Annotated in this window: 16 protein-coding genes; 6 read left to right on the top strand and 10 right to left on the bottom strand. The window is 65.0% G+C overall.

The window, feature by feature from the left end:
* Positions 1 to 14: 14 nt before the first annotated feature.
* From ACFZAI_RS11185 to ACFZAI_RS11175, 3 genes are all read right to left on the bottom strand, one after another.
* Positions 15 to 926 carry a polyprenyl synthetase family protein gene (locus ACFZAI_RS11185; RefSeq protein ID WP_391566939.1) on the bottom strand — a complete coding sequence of 304 codons (912 nt, stop codon included), beginning with the start codon at positions 924 to 926 and terminating at the stop codon, positions 15 to 17.
* A gap of 7 nt (positions 927 to 933) precedes the next feature.
* The gene (locus ACFZAI_RS11180) at positions 934 to 1,200 is read right to left on the bottom strand and encodes an exodeoxyribonuclease VII small subunit (RefSeq protein ID WP_054423561.1); all 267 of its coding nucleotides are present in this window, start codon (positions 1,198 to 1,200) and stop codon (positions 934 to 936) included.
* Between the two features lie 82 nt (positions 1,201 to 1,282).
* Complete coding sequence (locus tag ACFZAI_RS11175) at positions 1,283 to 2,137, bottom strand: IclR family transcriptional regulator (protein WP_391566938.1); 855 nt, start codon at positions 2,135 to 2,137, stop codon at positions 1,283 to 1,285.
* A gap of 173 nt (positions 2,138 to 2,310) precedes the next feature.
* Here ACFZAI_RS11175 and ACFZAI_RS11170 point away from each other — a divergent pair, with 173 nt between their 5' ends.
* The 3 genes from ACFZAI_RS11170 to ACFZAI_RS11160 all read left to right on the top strand — a co-directional run bounded on the left by ACFZAI_RS11170 (position 2,311) and on the right by ACFZAI_RS11160 (position 6,038).
* Positions 2,311 to 3,279, top strand: coding sequence for a Bug family tripartite tricarboxylate transporter substrate binding protein (locus tag ACFZAI_RS11170; RefSeq protein ID WP_391566937.1), 969 nt, complete (start codon positions 2,311 to 2,313; stop codon positions 3,277 to 3,279).
* Positions 3,280 to 3,589: 310 nt separating this feature from the next.
* Entirely contained in the window at positions 3,590 to 4,600 is a 1,011-nt protein-coding gene (locus ACFZAI_RS11165) for an acyltransferase (protein WP_391566936.1), read from the top strand.
* Positions 4,601 to 4,892: 292 nt separating this feature from the next.
* Positions 4,893 to 6,038 carry an aromatic ring-hydroxylating dioxygenase subunit alpha gene (locus ACFZAI_RS11160; RefSeq protein ID WP_391566935.1) on the top strand — a complete coding sequence of 382 codons (1,146 nt, stop codon included), beginning with the start codon at positions 4,893 to 4,895 and terminating at the stop codon, positions 6,036 to 6,038.
* A 136-nt stretch (positions 6,039 to 6,174) separates the two neighbouring features.
* Here ACFZAI_RS11160 and ACFZAI_RS11155 read toward each other — a convergent pair whose 3' ends face one another.
* The 5 genes from ACFZAI_RS11155 to ACFZAI_RS11135 all read right to left on the bottom strand — a co-directional run bounded on the left by ACFZAI_RS11155 (position 6,175) and on the right by ACFZAI_RS11135 (position 12,340).
* The gene (locus ACFZAI_RS11155; protein ID WP_391566934.1) at positions 6,175 to 7,305 is read right to left on the bottom strand and encodes a TIGR03364 family FAD-dependent oxidoreductase; all 1,131 of its coding nucleotides are present in this window, start codon (positions 7,303 to 7,305) and stop codon (positions 6,175 to 6,177) included.
* Positions 7,306 to 7,409: 104 nt separating this feature from the next.
* A complete protein-coding gene (locus tag ACFZAI_RS11150; protein ID WP_054423577.1) occupies positions 7,410 to 8,432 on the bottom strand; it encodes a putative 2-aminoethylphosphonate ABC transporter substrate-binding protein in 1,023 nt (340 codons plus the stop codon).
* A 139-nt stretch (positions 8,433 to 8,571) separates the two neighbouring features.
* On the bottom strand, positions 8,572 to 9,402 hold the full coding sequence (gene phnX, locus ACFZAI_RS11145; RefSeq protein WP_391566933.1) for a phosphonoacetaldehyde hydrolase: 831 nt from the start codon (positions 9,400 to 9,402) through the stop codon (positions 8,572 to 8,574).
* Between the two features lie 15 nt (positions 9,403 to 9,417).
* Entirely contained in the window at positions 9,418 to 11,166 is a 1,749-nt protein-coding gene (locus ACFZAI_RS11140; RefSeq protein WP_391567108.1) for a putative 2-aminoethylphosphonate ABC transporter permease subunit, read from the bottom strand.
* Positions 11,167 to 11,266: 100 nt separating this feature from the next.
* Positions 11,267 to 12,340, bottom strand: a complete 1,074-nt coding sequence (locus ACFZAI_RS11135; protein WP_054423584.1) for a putative 2-aminoethylphosphonate ABC transporter ATP-binding protein — start codon at positions 12,338 to 12,340, stop codon at positions 11,267 to 11,269.
* Between the two features lie 147 nt (positions 12,341 to 12,487).
* Here ACFZAI_RS11135 and ACFZAI_RS11130 point away from each other — a divergent pair, with 147 nt between their 5' ends.
* Entirely contained in the window at positions 12,488 to 13,351 is an 864-nt protein-coding gene (locus ACFZAI_RS11130) for a LysR family transcriptional regulator (RefSeq protein ID WP_391567107.1), read from the top strand.
* A 54-nt stretch (positions 13,352 to 13,405) separates the two neighbouring features.
* Positions 13,406 to 13,975 carry a phosphonate degradation HD-domain oxygenase gene (locus tag ACFZAI_RS11125; protein WP_054423586.1) on the top strand — a complete coding sequence of 190 codons (570 nt, stop codon included), beginning with the start codon at positions 13,406 to 13,408 and terminating at the stop codon, positions 13,973 to 13,975.
* 30 nt (positions 13,976 to 14,005) lie between these two features.
* Here the strand turns inward: ACFZAI_RS11125 and ACFZAI_RS11120 are convergent, their stop codons facing one another.
* Both ACFZAI_RS11120 and ACFZAI_RS11115 read right to left on the bottom strand, forming a co-directional pair.
* Complete coding sequence (locus tag ACFZAI_RS11120) at positions 14,006 to 14,863, bottom strand: sulfurtransferase (RefSeq protein WP_391566932.1); 858 nt, start codon at positions 14,861 to 14,863, stop codon at positions 14,006 to 14,008.
* Positions 14,864 to 14,893: 30 nt separating this feature from the next.
* Positions 14,894 to 15,748, bottom strand: a complete 855-nt coding sequence (locus ACFZAI_RS11115) for a DMT family transporter (RefSeq protein ID WP_391566931.1) — start codon at positions 15,746 to 15,748, stop codon at positions 14,894 to 14,896.
* A gap of 156 nt (positions 15,749 to 15,904) precedes the next feature.
* On the opposite strand from ACFZAI_RS11115, the gene htpX reads away from it, so the two are divergent.
* Positions 15,905 to 16,786, top strand: a complete 882-nt coding sequence (gene htpX, locus ACFZAI_RS11110; RefSeq protein WP_391566930.1) for a protease HtpX — start codon at positions 15,905 to 15,907, stop codon at positions 16,784 to 16,786.
* Positions 16,787 to 16,875: the final 89 nt, after the last annotated feature.

The following is a 16,875-nucleotide window of genomic DNA, read 5'->3' as shown; positions in this document are numbered from 1 at the left end:
GGGCTAGTCACGGATCAGCGGTCTCGAAGGACGATGAAATCGGCCAGTTGCGCCAGGCGCAAGCCGGCGTCGCCCAGCGGTTCCAGCGCCGCCAGCGCGGCCACACGCAATTCTTCGGCAAACGCGCGCGCCTCGGACAGACCCAGAAGCGACACATACGTCGGCTTGTTCTCCGCCGCGTCCTTGCCTGGCGTCTTGCCCAGGACGGCGGTGTCGGCGGTGACGTCAAGAATATCGTCCACCACCTGAAACGCCAGACCCATGGCCTGCGCATACGCATCCAGCGCCTGACGCGAGGCCGAACTGGCGCCGGCCACGATGCCGCCCAGCGCTACGCTGCACGCGAGCATAGCGCCCGTTTTCATGCTGTGCATGGTCTGGAGTTCATCGCGCGACAGCGAATGGCCCACGCTGAGCAGGTCAATCGCTTGACCGCCCGCCATGCCCTGGCTGCCGGCGGCGCGCGCCAGCGATTGGGTGGCCTGCACGATCAGCGCGGGCGCAATCGGCATGGACGCCAGCAGGTCAAACGCCAGCGGCTGCAAGGCGTCGCCCGCCAACATGGCGGTGGCTTCGTCGAATTGCACGTGCGTGGTGGGCCGGCCGCGGCGCAGCGTGTCGTCGTCCATGCAAGGCAGGTCGTCGTGCACCAGCGAATAGGCGTGTATCAGTTCCACCGCCGCGGCCGCACGGTCCAGCGAGGCCTCGATGGCCAGCACGCTGCCGCTGACGGGGCAGGCTTGCCCCGCGGCGTAAACCATGGCGGCGCGCACACGCTTGCCGCCGCCAAGCACGGCGTAGCGCATGGCTTCATGCAGGCGGACGGGCAGCACATCCGCGGGGGGCATCAGGTCATCGAGCACATCTTCGACATGCCGCACACGACCGTGCAACCACTCCGCGAAGGGGAGTTGAGTTTGCTTCATCGGATTCTTATTCGTCATCCAGCGCCGCCGGGTCCAGCGGGCGCAGCAGGTCGCCTTCCAGAACCTTGACCTGCTGTTCGGCCTGCGCCAGGCGTTCCTGGCAGACGCGCGTCAAGGCAACGCCGCGCCGGTAGGCCGTCAGCGATTGCTCAAGCGGCAACGAGCCGTCTTCCATGGCCGCAACCAACGATTCCAATTCGGCCAGGGCCGTTTCGAAATCCTGGGGCAAGGGACGGTCATCGATCTGCGGATCGGCTTGTGCGGGTGTGGCCAAACGGGTCTCCGAGGGCGCTAGGGGTGGATCAATTCGTGAATTGTACGAGATAGCCACGCCGGACCTTGATGCAGCGCAATGATCAGGCCGATGACCCCGCCAGTCCCGCAATGGCGGCCCGCAATGCCGGCCCTACGCGCGTGCGCAACTCGGCCTCGGGCAACAGGCTGGCGGGGCCGCCGCAGCTCATCACGAAGACCCCTTCGCCGGTGATGGACGTGAATGGCACGGCGACGGCGTTGATGCCCGACTGCCATTCCCCCAGCGCGAAACAGCAGCCGGATTCCTGCAATTCCGCCCGCGCGCGCACGATGGCTTCGGCGGGCGGCGCGGCCGGGCCGAGCCTGGCGGTGACGTCATCGCAGGCGCCCGCCGGCAGGCTGGCCAGATACGCACGGCCCATGGCGCTGTCCAGGCTGGCGCGATAACCCACCGGCAGGCGCAGGTACAGCGCCGACGAGCCGTGGATGGCTTCCACATAGGTCATGGCGTCGCCATCGAATGCGCCCAGCGCCACCGCGCCGCCGGTGTCGCGCGCCAGGTCCGTCATTGACGACTTGGCCAGTTCACGCACTTCCAGCCCGGCCAAGAGGCCAAAGCCCAGCGCCAGCACGCCGTAGCCGGGCGAGTACTTGCCCGTGTCGGGGTGATAGCGCAGGTAGCCCAGTTCGGTCAGCGTGTACGTGATGCGGCTGATGGTGGGTTTGGGCAGGCCGGTCAGGCGCGCCAGATCCAGATTGCCCAGCGCCGTCACGCCATGGCGAAAGCAGCGCAAGACGTCCAGCCCGCGCGCAAGCGCGGTGATGAAGTCGGGCGAGTTGGCGCCTTCGCCCACGCCCGCCGTGCGTTTGCGGCGGGCGGGCTGGCTGAGTTCCAACGTTTCGTCGGGCTTGGCGGCGGCGTGAATGACGCGCTTGGAGTCAGAAAAAGATTGCATTTCTATTCGCTTCGTTTTTATAGTTTATTCCGAATAACAAAACTAAATTCCATATAACGGAATTTAAATCATCCAAGGAGACCTGGCAAGTTGGCGCGATGCCTCCAAGCACCGCAGCGCAACCAAGCCAGGCCCGGCGATCCACTCATGCACGCGATTTCAAGGGGAAAAACATGATTCGCACAGGCATCAAACTGCTGGCCACCGTATTGCTCAGCGCCGCCGCATTGGGCGCGCAAGCCGACACCTACCCGGCTCGCCCGATCAAGGTTGTCTCGCCCTTCCCGGCAGGCGGCGCCACCGATGTGCTGACGCGCATCCTGGCCGAACGCATGGCCAAGACGCTGGGCCAGCCGATGATTGTCGAGAACAAGGCGGGCGCAGGCACGTCGATCGGCGCGGCATTCGTCTCGCGCGAGCAGCCGGACGGCTACACCATCCTGATGGCCACCAACTCCACGCTCGTCACGAACCGCTATCTGTATAAGGAACTGCCGTACGACCCGGACGCCTTCGCGCACATCGGCATGGTGGGCGTCGGCCCGCTGGTGCTGCTGTCCAGCCCCAAGCGCCCGTTCAACAGCACGCAGGACGTGGTCGCCTATGCCAAGCAGAATCCGGGCAAGCTCACGTTCGCCACGTTCGGCCCCGGCACCTCGTCGCACCTGGCGGGCGAACTGTTCAAGGAACGCGCCGGCATCGACATCCTGCACGTGCCTTTCAAGGGCGCGACCCAGGCCCTGCCCGCGCTGATCAGCGGCGACGTGGACCTGTTCTTCGACATGGTCGCCACCGGCATGCCGCAAGCAGACGCCGGCAAGGTCAAGGTGTTTGCCATTACCAGCCCGTCGCGCCTGGCCACGTTGCCCAAGCTGCAAACGCTGGCCGAAGAGGGCTACCCGGCCTTTGACATGACCGCGTGGTTCAGCTTCGTCGCGCCCAAGGGCACGCCGGCCCCGGTGCTGGAAAAGCTGCAAGCGGCGCTGAGCGAAACGCTGAAGGATGACGCCGTCAAAAAGCGCATGCTGGACATGGGTATCGACCCGCGTTCCGGCACGGCGGCTGAACTGGACAAGCAGATCAAGACCGAACAGCCCATCGTGTCGCAACTGATCAAACAGGCGAACATCGTTCTGCAATAAGCCTGCCGCGCGCTGCATGAACGGGCGCCGGCAAACCGAAGTCCTGCAATGGGACAACGGCAACGCGGCGCCCGGCCTAGGCGCAACGCCAAACGGGCAAACGGGCAAACGGGCAAACGGTTTCGTGACAAATCGTTCGCGGCCTCGCCGGCCCGCGAGGCGGCGGCGTCCCACCTGGCACGCCGCCCTTTCCACCGACAGCGCCCTCACAGGCCCTGTCGGTTTTTTACGCCTTGCCTAACCGCTGGATACAGAAGACGGGCGCGGGTCACTGCTATGGTGAAGCAGCGAAACACCCAGCGGGAGCCCGATGCATCAGACCGAAGACCGATACGCCCGCCTGGACGCCGCCCGCTGGCTGGCGGCCGTGGCCGTCGTGCTGCTCCATAGCGCTGCGCTGATCGTCAGCGATCCGGCCGCGTATGGCGGCGGCGCGTGGCTGGCCGCCAATCTGTACGACTCGGCGGCGCGCTGGTGCGTGCCGGTTTTCGTCATGGTCAGCGGCGCCCTGCTGCTTGACCCCCACAAGCCGCAGGACGCCCGCCAGTTCTACAGCCGCCGCATGGCGCGCATCTGCGCCCCGCTGGTGTTCTGGACCCTGTTCTATCTGGCCTGGCGCACCGGACTCGACTGGTGGGATGACGGCCGCGTCGACGTCTCGTTCTGGCCGCGCAAGGTGGCTCAGGGCGAACCGTATTACCACCTTTGGTATCTGTACATGATCGTGGGGCTGTACCTGTTCGCCCCGCTGGCCCGCCTGCTGTACGCACGCAGCACGCCGCGCGGGCGCGCGCTATGGGTCGTGGGCATTCTGGGTGTGGCCATTCTGGATGCGCTGTACCGGCGCGCGCTGGGCGCGCCGCACGGATTCTTCCTGACGTGGTTCCTGCCGTACCTGGGTTACTTCGTGGCCGGCCGCCTGATTTTTGATGGCGAGATGCGCATCCCCCGGCCCGGCCTGATGCTTACCGCCAGCGTCGCCGCCACCGCGTTGGGCGTCAGCGTTATGTCCAATGGCCACGCCCTGGACACTTATTTCTACGACTACTTCAGCCTGACCGTGCCATTCATGTCACTGGCCGCGTTCCAATGGATCGTGTCTTCGCCCCGCCTGCCGAGGTTGACTGCATTGGCGCCGCTGACCTTTGGCGTCTATCTGATCCACCCCGTCTTCCTGGACATCGCGCACCGCGCGGGCGCTTTCACAGGCGGCCAACGCGACGCCTGGATCGTGCCGTTACTGACGCTGGCGGTCTTCGCGCTATCGGCCGCCAGCAGTTGGCTGATGCGCCGCCATCCCGCCACGCGCAGGCTCGTCTGAAAGACCTACGCCGCAAAGGGTTAATTCATCTTTGCGGCGGGGCCATCATGCCCCTCTGAATCTTCACCAGACTTCACCGATCTTCACGGGCGTGGGGGAATCCCTTGGGGTACAATTCACGGCTTATTTGATCGGCCAGACACCGATTTTTCTTCGCGCCAGCACGGATGTAGCCAAGCTCGACGTTGAGCTCAAGCGTTTGCAACGATGGTTTGCAATCACGCTGGGCTTGAACAAAAGCGCTTGGCAGAGCTCAAACCGTCCTGGCTTTTTTATCCGAGCGGAGGGAATCATGACCGACATCGGTCGGATGGCACATGTCGTGCCAGCTCGCACCCAGCTACCCGTCAGCGCTTATTTTGACGAAGCCCTCTTTGCCCGCGAGCAAGAACTCATTTTCAAGCAATCCTCGCAGTACGTCGGCCATCAGAAATTGGTTCCCGACATCGGGGATTGGCGGTCGTTGGTCCAGGAAGGCGGTGGACGCGTGCTGGTTCGCAACCAGAACGGCGTTGAACTCATCTCGAATGTCTGCCGTCATCGTCAGGCATTGATGCTGGGCGGCGAAGCCGGCAACGTGGCCGGCAACTGCAATACGCAAGGCAATCTGAAGGCGACCGGCGGCAACATCGTCTGCCCGCTGCACCGTTGGACGTACAACAACCAAGGCGAGTTGTTGGGCGCGCCGCAGTTCGCCACCACGCCCTGCATGAATCTGCAGAAGTTCCGCCTGCGCGATTGCCACGGCCTGCTGTTCGAAGGCCCGCGCGATCCGGCCTCCGACATGGCTCCGCTGTTCTCGCGCCCGGAATTCAACTTCGGCGATTACGTGCTGGACCACGTTGAAGTGCACCAGTGCAACTACAACTGGAAGACGTTCATCGAGGTCTACCTCGAGGATTACCACGTTGGTCCGTTCCACCCGGGGCTGGGCCGCTTCGTCACGTGCGACGACCTGACCTGGGAATTCAACGACTGGTACAGCTTGCAGAAAGTGGGCGTGCACAATGCGCTGGCGCAGCCGGGTTCGGATGTGTACAAGCAATGGCACGACCGCCTGTTGTCGTTCCGTGATGGCGATGCACCGGACTTCGGCGCGGTCTGGGTCACGTATTTCCCGACCCACATGATCGAGCTCTATCCGCACGTGCTGGTGCTGTCCACGCTGTACCCCAAGAGCCCGCAGGAAACCATCAACGTTGTCGAGTTCTACTACCCCGAGGAAATCTCGGCGTTCGAACGCGAATTCGTTGAAGCCCAGCGCGCGGCTTACATGGAAACGGCCATCGAAGACGATGAGATCGCCGAACGCATGGACGCCGGCCGCAAGGCCCTGATGCTGCGCGGCGTGAACGAAGCCGGCCCATACCAATCGCCGATGGAAGACGGCATGCAGCACTTCCACGAATGGTATCGGCGCATCATGCAAGACCTGTAATTCAGGTTTTCCGCCTACGAAAGAAAAGGGCCTCGCAGCAATGCGAGGCCCTTTTGCATGAGCGGGGGAAACCGGAGGATCACTCCCCGGATCACTGCCGGATCACTGCCGGGTCAGTTTCCGGATCACTGCCCGGTCACTTCCCGACCATGCCCGCCACCGTCCGTTCACCAATCGCCAACCCCACCGTCATGCCAACGCCGGAGTGCATCACGGCAACGGTCGTGGCCGCGTCCACCGGCATCACCGAAAACGGCGCCGGGCCGTGCGCGCCATACACGCCCTGCCAGCGTTCAATCACGCGCAGCCGCGCGCCCAAGGCCTGCGAGGCCAAGTCCAGCATGGCGTTGTCGACCGCCTCGTCGTTGAACGGGAACGCGTCCTGCCCGTAACGATGCGAATCGCCGATGATCAGCTCGCCCGTGGGCGTGGGGCTGATCAGCAGATGGATGCCGTTTTCCAGCAGCATCGGCGTGCGGGCCTGGATCACGTCACGCAGCGTCTGCGCCGTGGGCAGGTCCGAGAATGCGCCGTAATGCACGCAGGACAAGCCCGTTAGCACTGGGCGGTCCAACGCAATGGGGTGGGTCTCGAACGCCGCGCGCAACATCTGCAAACGCGTGACTTCCAGGTTCAGCGGTGCAAAGCGTTCGGGCAGCAGGGTCAGGTAGTCGTGACCCGGGCAGACGAACACATGCTTGCCTTGGAATTCACCCGCCGTGGTGCCGACCAGGCCATTTTCCACGGCGCGCGCCAGCGTGCCGGTGATGAAGGTCACGCCCAACGACTCGGCCAGGTACGCCGTGATGGCGGGCAAGGCTTCGCGGGAATAGATTTGCAGGTCGTCATGGCCGCGCAGCGCCATGCAGTGGTGCGCCAATTGCCCGCCGTACAGGCCCGCCACGTCACGCGCCGACAGCAGATCGGCGCGATAGCCTTCCTGCTTCAAGCGCGTGTCGGCGAATTCCTGCAAGACAGCGGCCTCGTCGGCATTGCGGGCCAGCACCAGCGCGCCATTGGCGCGCACATGAAAGCCCGCCTTGCCTGCCAGGTCCAGCCACAGTTCGCGGGCTTGCTGCGCGTGCGACAGCATCATGCCGGGCGCCTGGCCCGTCACGATAACTTGGCCGAAGTTGCGGATCGTGGCGCCGTGCGCCTGACGGCTGCGCTCGATCACCGCCACCGACAGGCCGCGCTTGGCGGCCGCCCAGGCGTGGGCGATGCCAAGCATGCCCGCGCCCACCACGATTACGTCGTAAGTTTTCATCAGAGGAACATTGCAAGAGAAATAGCAGGGGAACCGCCAAGTAAGGCCCTTCCCCGAGGACGGCGGCGTGGGCGCAACGCCCTTGCCGCCGTGCGCGCGCAGGCTTACTTCTTCTTCGGCTCGGACTTGCCGTCGTAGCGCTTCGTCCACTCGGCGATGATGCGTTCGCGGTTCGTCGCGGCCCACACGAAGTCGTTCTTGATCATGCGCTTGGTCAGGTCAGCCGGCAGGTTGGGGTTGACCGTGGCGATGGACGGAATCGCCAGCACCGCGAAGTTGGCCTTGTACAGCTCGTTGGCTTCGCGGCTGGCCGAGAAGTCAGCCAGCTTGCGCGCGGCGTCCAGGTTCTTCGTGCCCTTCATGATGGCGGTGGCTTCCACTTCCCAGCCCAGGCCCTCCGACGGGAACACGGCTTCGACCGGTGCGCCATCGGCCTTCAGCTTGGCCGCGCGGTAGTCGAACGACACGCCAATCGGGAACTCGCCCGCGGCCGCCATGTTGCACGGCTTCGAACCCGAGTGCGTGTACGAACCGATGTTCTTGTGCAGGGCGTCCATATAGGCCCAGCCCTTCTCTTCACCAAAGATTTGCAGCCAGGCGCTGACGTCCAGGAAGCCCGTGCCGGACGAAGCCGGGTTCGGCATGACGATCTTGCCGGCGTAGACCGGCTTGGTCAGGTCTTGCCACGATGTGGGCTTGGGCAGCTTTTGCTTTTCGGCTTCGATGGTGTTGAAGCAGATGGCGGCGGCATAGCCGTCCATACCGACCCACGACGGCTCGGCCTTGGCGTCGCGCATGTTGGCGGCGATCTGGTCCAGGCCCTTGGGGGCGTAGGGTTGCAGCATGCCTTCCTTGTCCATCAGGCCCAGCGCCGTGCCAGCCAGGCCCCAGATCACGTCAGCCTTGGGGTTGCTTTTTTCGGCCAGCAGCTTGGCGGCGATGATGCCGGTGGAATCACGCACCCACTGGATCTTGATGTCGGGGTTGGCCTTTTCGAATGCGGCTTGGTAGACCTTGATCTGGTCGGCTTCGAGCGCGGTGTAGACCGTCAGCGTGGTCTCGGCGGAGGCGGCGCCCATCACGCCCGTCAGGGCGGCGGCCAGGGCAAGCAGCTTGTAGCGATTCATGTGGAACTCCGTGGATGAGCGGAAAAATTGCGCAAAAAAAGGGTGAAGGTCGCCCCCACTGCCGGCGGCTGCCGGCTGCGGTGCAAGGTAAAAACAGAAAGGGAAAACGCGTCCGGCGGCGCCGGAAGAAAAAGCTAGCTCAGGGTCGTTGGCCTCGTGCCAGACGGGCTTCGATGTCGATGATGACGGCCGGCAGATCGGCCACCGTGTCGATCAGGTAATGCGGCGCGGCGGTTGACAGCTCGCGGCTGGCGTCGGCGCGCACCAGGTCGCGGCCGGCCTCGTCCAGGCTCAGGTATTCGTCCAGCGTCAGGCCGGCGGCGTTGCCCGACAGCAGCAAGCCCACGGACCACATGCCGGCGCGGCGGCCTTCTTCAATGCCGGGCGCGGTGTCGTCCACCTTGATGCAGGCGGCCACATCCGACAGCCCGAGTTCCACCACGTTCTTCAGCGCCATGGCGGGTGCGGGACGCGCGCGCGGCACGTCGTCGCTGGCCACGATGCAATCAGGCTCCAGGCCTTCAGAGGCGGCGCGTTCGACTACGCGGCGCATCACGCTGTCCGGGTAGCCCGAGCACGAACCAATCTTCAGGCCCTTCTGGCGCAGCGCGCGCAGCAGCTCGGCCGCGCCAGGAATGGCCGCCGAATACTGCGCCACCTTCTCCATCTGCATCGGCAGAAAGCGTTCGTAGATGGCGGTGACGTCGTCGTCGGTGGGCAGGCGGCCAAACTGAGCCTGGTACTGGCTGGCGATGGCGGGCTGGTCGCAAAGCGTGCGAATGTGATCCCACTTGCCCATGCCCATCGGGCCGCGGGCCTCTTTCAGCGACACGTCCATGCCGAACTGCGAAAACGCATCCACGAACACCTTGGTGGGGGCAAACGAACCGAAGTCGACCAGCGTGCCGGCCCAGTCGAAGATCACGGCTTCCAGCTGCACGGGCAAGGAAGAAACAGTCATGAGGGTCATCCTAGAAATAAGTGTTCAAAGCGTCACCGGACGGCGCCAGGCCTGGCTGCGCGCTACCAGCGCACGGCTGGCCAGATGCAGCACCAGCGCCGCCGTGGCGGAACTGGCCATGATGACCGTGCACATGGCGGCGGCCGGGCCGATGAAGCCGGCGTCGTCCATGTTCAGCACGGCAACGGCGGCCAGCACCGTGGACGGGCTATACAGGAACACCACGGCCGACACGGTCGTCATGGCGGAAACAAACAGGTAACGGGCGACATCCAGCGCGGCGGGCAGGCACATCGGCAAGGTCACGCGCAGGAACGTCGTCATGCGCGGCACCTTCAGCGACGCGGACGCGGCTTCGAATTCCGGGTCCAGCGCGTTGAGCGCAGTGGCGGCCGTCAGATGCGCGCTGGTGTAGAAGTGGACGACCGTGCACAAGATCAGCAGCGGCATCGTTCCGTACAACACGTTCAGCGGATTCATCGGGCTGTTGAAGAAGAAGATGTAGCCCAGGCCCAGCACCAGGCCAGGCACGGCCATGGGCATCAACGCCAACATGCTGACCACGCCGCGCAAGCCGCGCGCCACCTGGCCGCGCGCCGGCACCTTTTCCATCATCCATGCGCCTACGAACACCACGGCCGTGCCGATCAGCGCGGTGCAAAACGCCAGCTGCAAGCTGTTGCGCCAGGCCAGCCAGCCGCCGCCGTCCATGTTGTCGAAGTCGTAGGACCGCAGCGACATCGACAGGTTGTACGGCCACATCTTCACGAACGAAGCCCAGACGGCCACGCCGATGATCAGCAGCAGGAAGGCGGCCATCACGCCCGCCACCGCCAGGAAGGCGGCATCGCGGCGGCGGTTCTGGCCCGCCGCGTAGGCTTGGGCGCGGCCGCTCATCTGGGCGCCTTGACGGGCGCGCAGGCGGCGGTCCAGCACGAAGGTCAGCAAGGCCGGCAGCAGCAGCAAGATGCCGATCGCTGCGCCCTTGGGGAAGTTCTGTTGGCCGACCACCGCCTTGTAGGCTTCCATGGCCAGCACGTTGTAGTCGCCGCCCACCACCTTGGGCACGCCGAAATCCGTGACCGTCAGCGTGAACACCACGCAGCACGCCGAGAACACGGCATAGCGCGTGCCGGGCAAGGTGACGGTCATGAAAGTGCGCCACGGCCCCGCACCCATGGCGCGCGCGGCGTCATACAGGCGTCCGTCGGCCAGCGTCAGGCCCGTCAGCAGAATCATCAGCGCATGCGGAAAGGTGTAGAACGCCTCGCCGACCACGATGCCCCAGAAACCATAAATGGTGGCGCCGCCCGTGAGGCCCTTGAGCAGGCCCTGGTTGCCCAACAAGTACACCAGCGCAATGCCGGGCAACAGCGACGGGGCCAGCAGCGGCAGCAAGGCGATGGTGCGCAAAAGGCCCTTGCCCGGCAGGCGCGTGCGCGTCAGGCCGTAGGCAAACGCGTACGCGCAAGGCACCACCAACAGCAGGGTCACGATGCCTACCGTCAGGCTGCGCCCGACCATCGGCAGAAAGCCGTCCGCGCCGATGATGCCGCCAACGACCGACAAGCCCGCCCAAGCGCCGTCGTTATCCGTCACGGACTTGGCCAGAATGCCGATCAACGGCAGCGCCAGGAACAGCACCAGAAACAAGACCAGCGCGCCCTGCCCCATCGTCAGACCCAGCGCCCCGATCCACGCGGGCAGGGGGCGGCGGCCCAAAGGCGCCGCAGGAGGGGTGGCCAGCGTTGCGGCGGACGCAGGGGGCGGCATTGCTGCCGGCATGGTCGCAGACACCGCAGCCGCAGAAGCCGCAGCACCCATCGGCGCAGCGGAGGTCTCAGCCACGGAAGGCGAACCGGTCATGGCGGACTCAAGCGTAGGCGCGAATCGCATGGCGCGGCAGCTCCACCCAGCAACGGCTGGCAGCGTGAGGGCCCAACAGGGCGTCTCCAATTTCAGGGGACACGATGGAATGCACGGTGGACCCGGGCACCCCTTCCAGCCGCAAGGCCAGGCGGTAACCGCGGCCCAGGAAAACGCCGTCCAGCACATCGGCCAACATGGAATTGGGTTCTTCCGGGCGCGCCATGGTGACGCGCACGGCCTCGGGGCGCACAAACAGCTTGCCCGACTGGCCGCCCAACGCCTCGTCCACCGCCAGTTCCTGACGGCCGACGCGCGCTCGGTGCGCATCCACGCGTTCGAACGGCAGCCAGTTCGCTTCGCCCACGAAATCGGCAATGAAGGCCGAACCCGGCTGACGATACAGTTCGCGCGGCGTGCCGTACTGTTCAATGACGCCGCCATTCATGACGGCGATGCGGTCGGCCATCACCATGGCCTCTTCCTGATCATGCGTCACCATCAGCGTCGTGATGGACAAACGCTTTTGCAACGCCCGCAGCTCGATGCGCAGATGCTCACGCACGCGGGCGTCCAGCGCCGACATCGGTTCGTCCAGCAACAGCAATGAGGGCGACGGGGCCAACGCGCGCGCCAGGGCCACGCGCTGCTGCTGGCCGCCCGAGATCTGTCCCGGATATTTATCCGCCGCCCCCGCCAAGCCCACCAGCGTCAACATTTCTTCGACCCGGCTGGCCACATGCTTGCGATGCGCGCGCTTGCCGCTCAGGCCATAGGCCACGTTCTGCGCCACGGTCAGATTGGGAAACAGCGCGTAGGACTGAAACAGGATGCCGTAGTCGCGCTCTTGCGGTTCGGCATAAGAAATATCGCGGCCCGACAGCACGATCGCGCCGCTGTCCTGACGCTCGAGCCCGGCAATGGCGCGCAGCAGCGTCGTCTTGCCGCAACCGGACGGGCCCAGCAGGCACACCAGCTCTCCGGCGCGGATATCCAGCGACACGTCGGCCAGCGCCGTGTGGCTGCCGAATCGTTTCACTAAATTTCGTACTGAGAGAAAGGCGCTATCGGGTTGGGGCATGGTGCCTCCGGTCTGGGAACGAAGGCAGTATGGAAGGCGCGTATTGAGCGTTTATGACACTTCGCGCAAATGCAGTAATAAAAACATCAAATTATTTTGGTGTACTGGCGGTCTTGCGCATTGCGTCCCTTTCCCGCCCCCACCATCGTGCTTGTCGCCGAACTCAAATCCTTCTACGCCGTGGCTCGCTGCGGCACCGTCACCAAAGCCGCCGCCCAACTGGGTGTCAGCCAACCCACGGTGACGGGGCAATTGCGCCAGCTGGAATCGCGTTACGGCGTTGAGCTGTTCCACCGGCAAGGCCGCGGCATGCGGCTGTCTGACGCCGGCCACAGCCTGATGCCCATGGTGGAAAAGCTGGTGCAGCAAGAAACGGAAATCGATTTCCGGCTGCGCGACGCGAGCGACCTGCGTGAAGGCAACCTGCGCATTGGCGCAACAGGCCCCTTCTACATCATGGATACCGTGCGCCGGTACAACCAGCGCTATCCGGGCATCGACCTGACGGTGACGATCGGCAATTCGCAGTCGATGCTGCAAGCGCTGCACGACTACCGCATCGAGATTGCCACGTCTTCTTTTCTGATGGATGACAAGCATCTGTACCGCCGGATGATTGCCGCCGACCCGATCCGCGTGGTCACTCACCGCGACCATCCGTTGGCGCGGCGCGGCAAGGTGCGTCTGGCCGATCTGGCCGACCACGCGGTGCTGCTGCGCGAGCCCGGCTCCATGACGCGTCAGCTGACCGAAGACGCGCTGGCCGAGGCCGGCGTCACCGTGCGCCGCACGCTGGAGATCGGCAGCCGCGAATCGATCCGGCAAGCCATTCTTTGCGATCTGGGGATCAGCCTGATCCCGTCGCGTGAAATCCCGTCCCATCCCGATCTGGCGGCCCTGGATATCCAGGGGGCCGAGATCATGATGAACGAATACCTGTACTGCCTGCGCGAGCGCCAACCGGTGCAATTGATCGCGCGCTTTCTGGAGATGGCGCCGGCAGCCGGCTGACCGTCTACGGTCACTGCCCGCCCCCTCCCCCTTGCGGCCACTCAGGAGACAACCATGGCCTTGACCTTGCAAGACATCGAGCAGATTTTCCTGGAACGGGGGCACCGTTCCTATCACGGCGAGTCCGTGAGCCATTTGCGGCATGCGCTGCAAACGGCGTCGCTGGCCGAACGCAATGGCGCAAACGCGCAGCTGATCACCGCGTGCCTGTTGCATGACCTGGGCCATCTGATTGCCGACCGGCCCGGCACGCCCACGCTGCGCGGCATCGACGACAAGCATCAATATTTCGTGCTGCCTTTCTTGCGCGGGCTGTTCAGTTCGGCGGTGCTGGACCCCATCCGGCTCCATGTCGAAGCCAAGCGCTACCTTTGCTACGTGGAGCCGCAATATGAAGCGTCGCTCTCGGAGGACTCCAAGCGCAGCCTGGCGTTGCAAGGGGGCAGTTTCGATGCGGGCCAGGCGGTGGATTTCGCCAGCATGCCGGGCGCGCCGGATGCGATTCGTCTAAGGCGTTGGGACGACATGGCCAAGGTGCCAGGGCTGGCGACGCCGCCCTTGGACCATTTCCTGGAGATCGCCGAAAGCGTCTCCGGGCGGGTCAAGCTGGCGGCGATCTGGTGATGCGCGGCTAGGCCGAGGCGGCGGCCGTCTTCAGCCTTTGGCCACCGGGCGGGACGGGTCGCTGCACCACTCGCTCCACGAACCCGGGTACAGGCGCGACCCCGACAAGCCCGCGATCTCCATGGACAGCAGGTTGTGGCAGGCCGTAATGCCCGAGCCGCACTGATGAACGATTGCCGCCGGGTCGCGCCCTGCCAGCAGGCCCGAGAATTCGGTGCGCAATTGCTCGGCGGATTTGAAGCGGCCGTCGGCTTGCAGGTTCTCGCCGTTGGGGCGGTTCAGCGCGCCGGGGATATGGCCGGCCACCGGGTCCATGGGCTCGACCTCGCCGCGATAGCGGTTGGCGGCGCGTGCATCGATCACCGTGAAGGACGGCTGGGCGATGTTGTCCAGCACGGCCTTGGCGTCGACGGCGCCCGCGAGCGATGCGCCGGGTTCCACCGGTTGACCCGCCTTGACTGCCGGCGCGGCTTCGGTCGTGGTCGGCAAACCGGCCGCCACCCAGGCTTGCCAGCCGCCATCCAACACCACCACGCGCTCATGGCCCAGCCAGCGCAGCATCCACCACAAGTGCGCGCCATACATGCCGCCGCTGCCGTCATACGCTACCACCAGCGTTTGCGGCGTGACGCCGTGCGCGGCCATCAAGGCGCCGAACTCGGCGCGCGACGGCAGCGGATGGCGGCCGTTCTTGCCGGTGCGCGGCGCGGCCAGCTCGGTTTCGTGATCCAGATAACGCGCGCCGGGAATGTGGCCGGCGTCATAGGCCTGGCGGCCCGCAGCGTGGTTGGTCAGGTCATGGCGCACATCGAAGATGCGCACGTCGGGCGCATCGCTCGCGCCCAGGCGGGCGGCCAGGTCGGCGGCGGAAATCAGTGTCATCGTCATTCGGGGTGCTCCTGATCGAAAAGAGGCGGGTCAGGTCGGCTTGGGGTCGCGCATGGTGCGCCACACCGACAGCAGGCCCGCGGAAATGATCAAGCCCATGCCGGCCCAGGCCAGAGCGTCCAGATGGTCGCCCCAGAAGCCCATGCCCAGCAAGGCCGCGAAAATAATGGTGCTGTACTGCAACGCCGCCGTCAGCAGGGCTGAGCCCATGCCGAAGGCCCGGGTCATGGCCAACTGGCCAAACATGCCCGCCACGCCCACGCCGAACAGCGATGCGTAGCCCTGCCAGTCAGCCTGGCCCCAGCCTTCGAACCACAGGCCAGCCACGCTGGACACGCAGACCGCCACCGAGAAAAACAGCACGGTGCGCCACTCGGGTTCGCCAATGCGGCCCAGCTGGCGGATCTGCATCATGGCAATCGCCGACATGGCGCCCGCGCCCATGCCCATCACCGCGGCCAGCCACTGGTCGTCGGTAATGCTGGGGCGCAGTACCGCGATCACGCCCAGAAAACCCAGCGCTACCGCGATGATGCGCACCGGGTCGCGCTGCGCGCCGCCCCAGCCCAGCATCCAACAGGCGATGAACAGCGGCGCCGTGTAGTTCAGGCTGGTGGCGGTAGCCAGCGGCAAATGCGAGATCGCGAAAAACCCCAGCCACATCGACGTGACGCCAGACAAGTTGCGCCAGATGTGCAGCTTCCAACTGGTGGGGATGATGGATTGCCGGCCGGCTCGCGCCCACAGCAGCAACAGAATGACGGAGGGGAGCCCGCGGAAAAGCACGATCTGCGGCAACGACGCGCCGTGCTCGGTGCCGAGCTTCACGAACGACCCCATGATGGCGAACATGGCGGACGCCAGCAACATCCAAAGAGCCTGCATTTGGGGGTCTGCGCTAAGGGAAAAGTGGGGGAGAAATAGGGGAAAGCGATACTATACTCTCCGTCACCGGGAGCGGTGCCGGCGAGTCGGGGAACTGGCGGGCCGCCGCCATGTCGAACCCCGGGTATTTCCCGCTCGCAGAGGAACACAAAAAACATGAAACGCATTGTCTTGTTCGTCATCACCAACCTGGCCGTCATGCTCGTGCTGTCGGCCACGCTGCGCATCCTGGGCGTAGACCGCTACATCACCGCCAATGGCCTGAACCTTAACGCGCTGCTGATCTTCTCGGTGGTCGTGGGCTTTACCGGCGCGATCATCTCGCTGCTGATCAGCAAGCCGATGGCCAAATGGAGCACCGGCGCACAAGTGCTGGACCCGAACGCGCCGCGCAACCAGCGCGAAGCCTGGCTGGTCGACACCGTGCATCAGCTGGCTGACCGCGCCGGCATCGGCCGCCCCGAAGTCGCCATCTATGAAGGCGCCCCCAACGCATTCGCCACCGGCGCGTTCAAGAACGACTCGCTGGTTGCCGTGTCGACGGGCCTGCTCGAAAGCATGAGCGAAGAAGAAGTCGCGGCCGTGCTCGCGCATGAAGTGGCCCACATCGCCAACGGCGACATGGTCACGCTGACGCTGATCCAAGGCGTGGTGAACACGTTCGTCGTGTTCCTGGCGCGCGTGGTTGGCTACTTCATCGACCGCGTCGTGTTCAAGAACGAACGCGGAATCGGCCCGGGCTACTACATCACCGTGCTGGTCTGTGAAATCATTTTCGGCGTGCTGGCCTCGATCATCGTGGCCTGGTTCTCGCGCCAGCGTGAATACCGCGCAGACGCCGGTTCGGCGCACCTGATGGGCGCGCGCGAACCGATGATCCGCGCGCTGGCGCGCCTGGGCGGCCTGGAACCGGGCGATTTGCCCAAGTCGTTTGAAGCCTCGGGCATCACCGGCAAGGGCGGCCTGTCGGCCATGTTCGCTTCGCACCCGCCGATCCCCGCGCGCATCGCCGCACTGCAAAACGCACGCGTGGTCTGAGCCCTGCCCCACTCGCAGGCAGGCAGCAAAAATCCCCTCGGTCAGAGGGGATTTTTCTTGGGACGGCGAATTGCCGGATCGCTGCGGCT

Source organism: Achromobacter sp. NPDC008082 (assembly GCF_042957345.1).
GTDB classification, from domain to species: Bacteria; Pseudomonadota; Gammaproteobacteria; order Burkholderiales; family Burkholderiaceae_B; genus Achromobacter; species Achromobacter kerstersii_A.
Note: the sequence above shows the minus strand (reverse complement) of the source record. Positions and strands in the feature narration are given on the sequence as shown.

What these genes read in the sequence shown, in the direction of transcription:
- ACFZAI_RS11125 (WP_054423586.1), top strand. Translation starts at nt 13,406, where the DNA reads ATGGCCTTGACCTTGCAAGACATCGAGCAGATTTTCCTGGAACGGGGG.
- ACFZAI_RS11150 (WP_054423577.1), bottom strand. Translation starts at nt 8,432, where the DNA reads ATGAATCGCTACAAGCTGCTTGCCCTGGCCGCCGCCCTGACGGGCGTG.
- ACFZAI_RS11185 (WP_391566939.1), bottom strand. Translation starts at nt 926, where the DNA reads ATGAAGCAAACTCAACTCCCCTTCGCGGAGTGGTTGCACGGTCGTGTG.
- ACFZAI_RS11140 (WP_391567108.1), bottom strand. Translation starts at nt 11,166, where the DNA reads ATGCCGCCCCCTGCGTCCGCCGCAACGCTGGCCACCCCTCCTGCGGCG.
- htpX (WP_391566930.1), top strand. Translation starts at nt 15,905, where the DNA reads ATGAAACGCATTGTCTTGTTCGTCATCACCAACCTGGCCGTCATGCTC.
- ACFZAI_RS11170 (WP_391566937.1), top strand. Translation starts at nt 2,311, where the DNA reads ATGATTCGCACAGGCATCAAACTGCTGGCCACCGTATTGCTCAGCGCC.
- ACFZAI_RS11120 (WP_391566932.1), bottom strand. Translation starts at nt 14,863, where the DNA reads ATGACGATGACACTGATTTCCGCCGCCGACCTGGCCGCCCGCCTGGGC.
- ACFZAI_RS11165 (WP_391566936.1), top strand. Translation starts at nt 3,590, where the DNA reads ATGCATCAGACCGAAGACCGATACGCCCGCCTGGACGCCGCCCGCTGG.
- ACFZAI_RS11135 (WP_054423584.1), bottom strand. Translation starts at nt 12,340, where the DNA reads ATGCCCCAACCCGATAGCGCCTTTCTCTCAGTACGAAATTTAGTGAAA.
- ACFZAI_RS11160 (WP_391566935.1), top strand. Translation starts at nt 4,893, where the DNA reads ATGACCGACATCGGTCGGATGGCACATGTCGTGCCAGCTCGCACCCAG.
- ACFZAI_RS11175 (WP_391566938.1), bottom strand. Translation starts at nt 2,137, where the DNA reads ATGCAATCTTTTTCTGACTCCAAGCGCGTCATTCACGCCGCCGCCAAG.
- ACFZAI_RS11115 (WP_391566931.1), bottom strand. Translation starts at nt 15,748, where the DNA reads ATGCAGGCTCTTTGGATGTTGCTGGCGTCCGCCATGTTCGCCATCATG.
- ACFZAI_RS11155 (WP_391566934.1), bottom strand. Translation starts at nt 7,305, where the DNA reads ATGAAAACTTACGACGTAATCGTGGTGGGCGCGGGCATGCTTGGCATC.
- phnX (WP_391566933.1), bottom strand. Translation starts at nt 9,402, where the DNA reads ATGACCCTCATGACTGTTTCTTCCTTGCCCGTGCAGCTGGAAGCCGTG.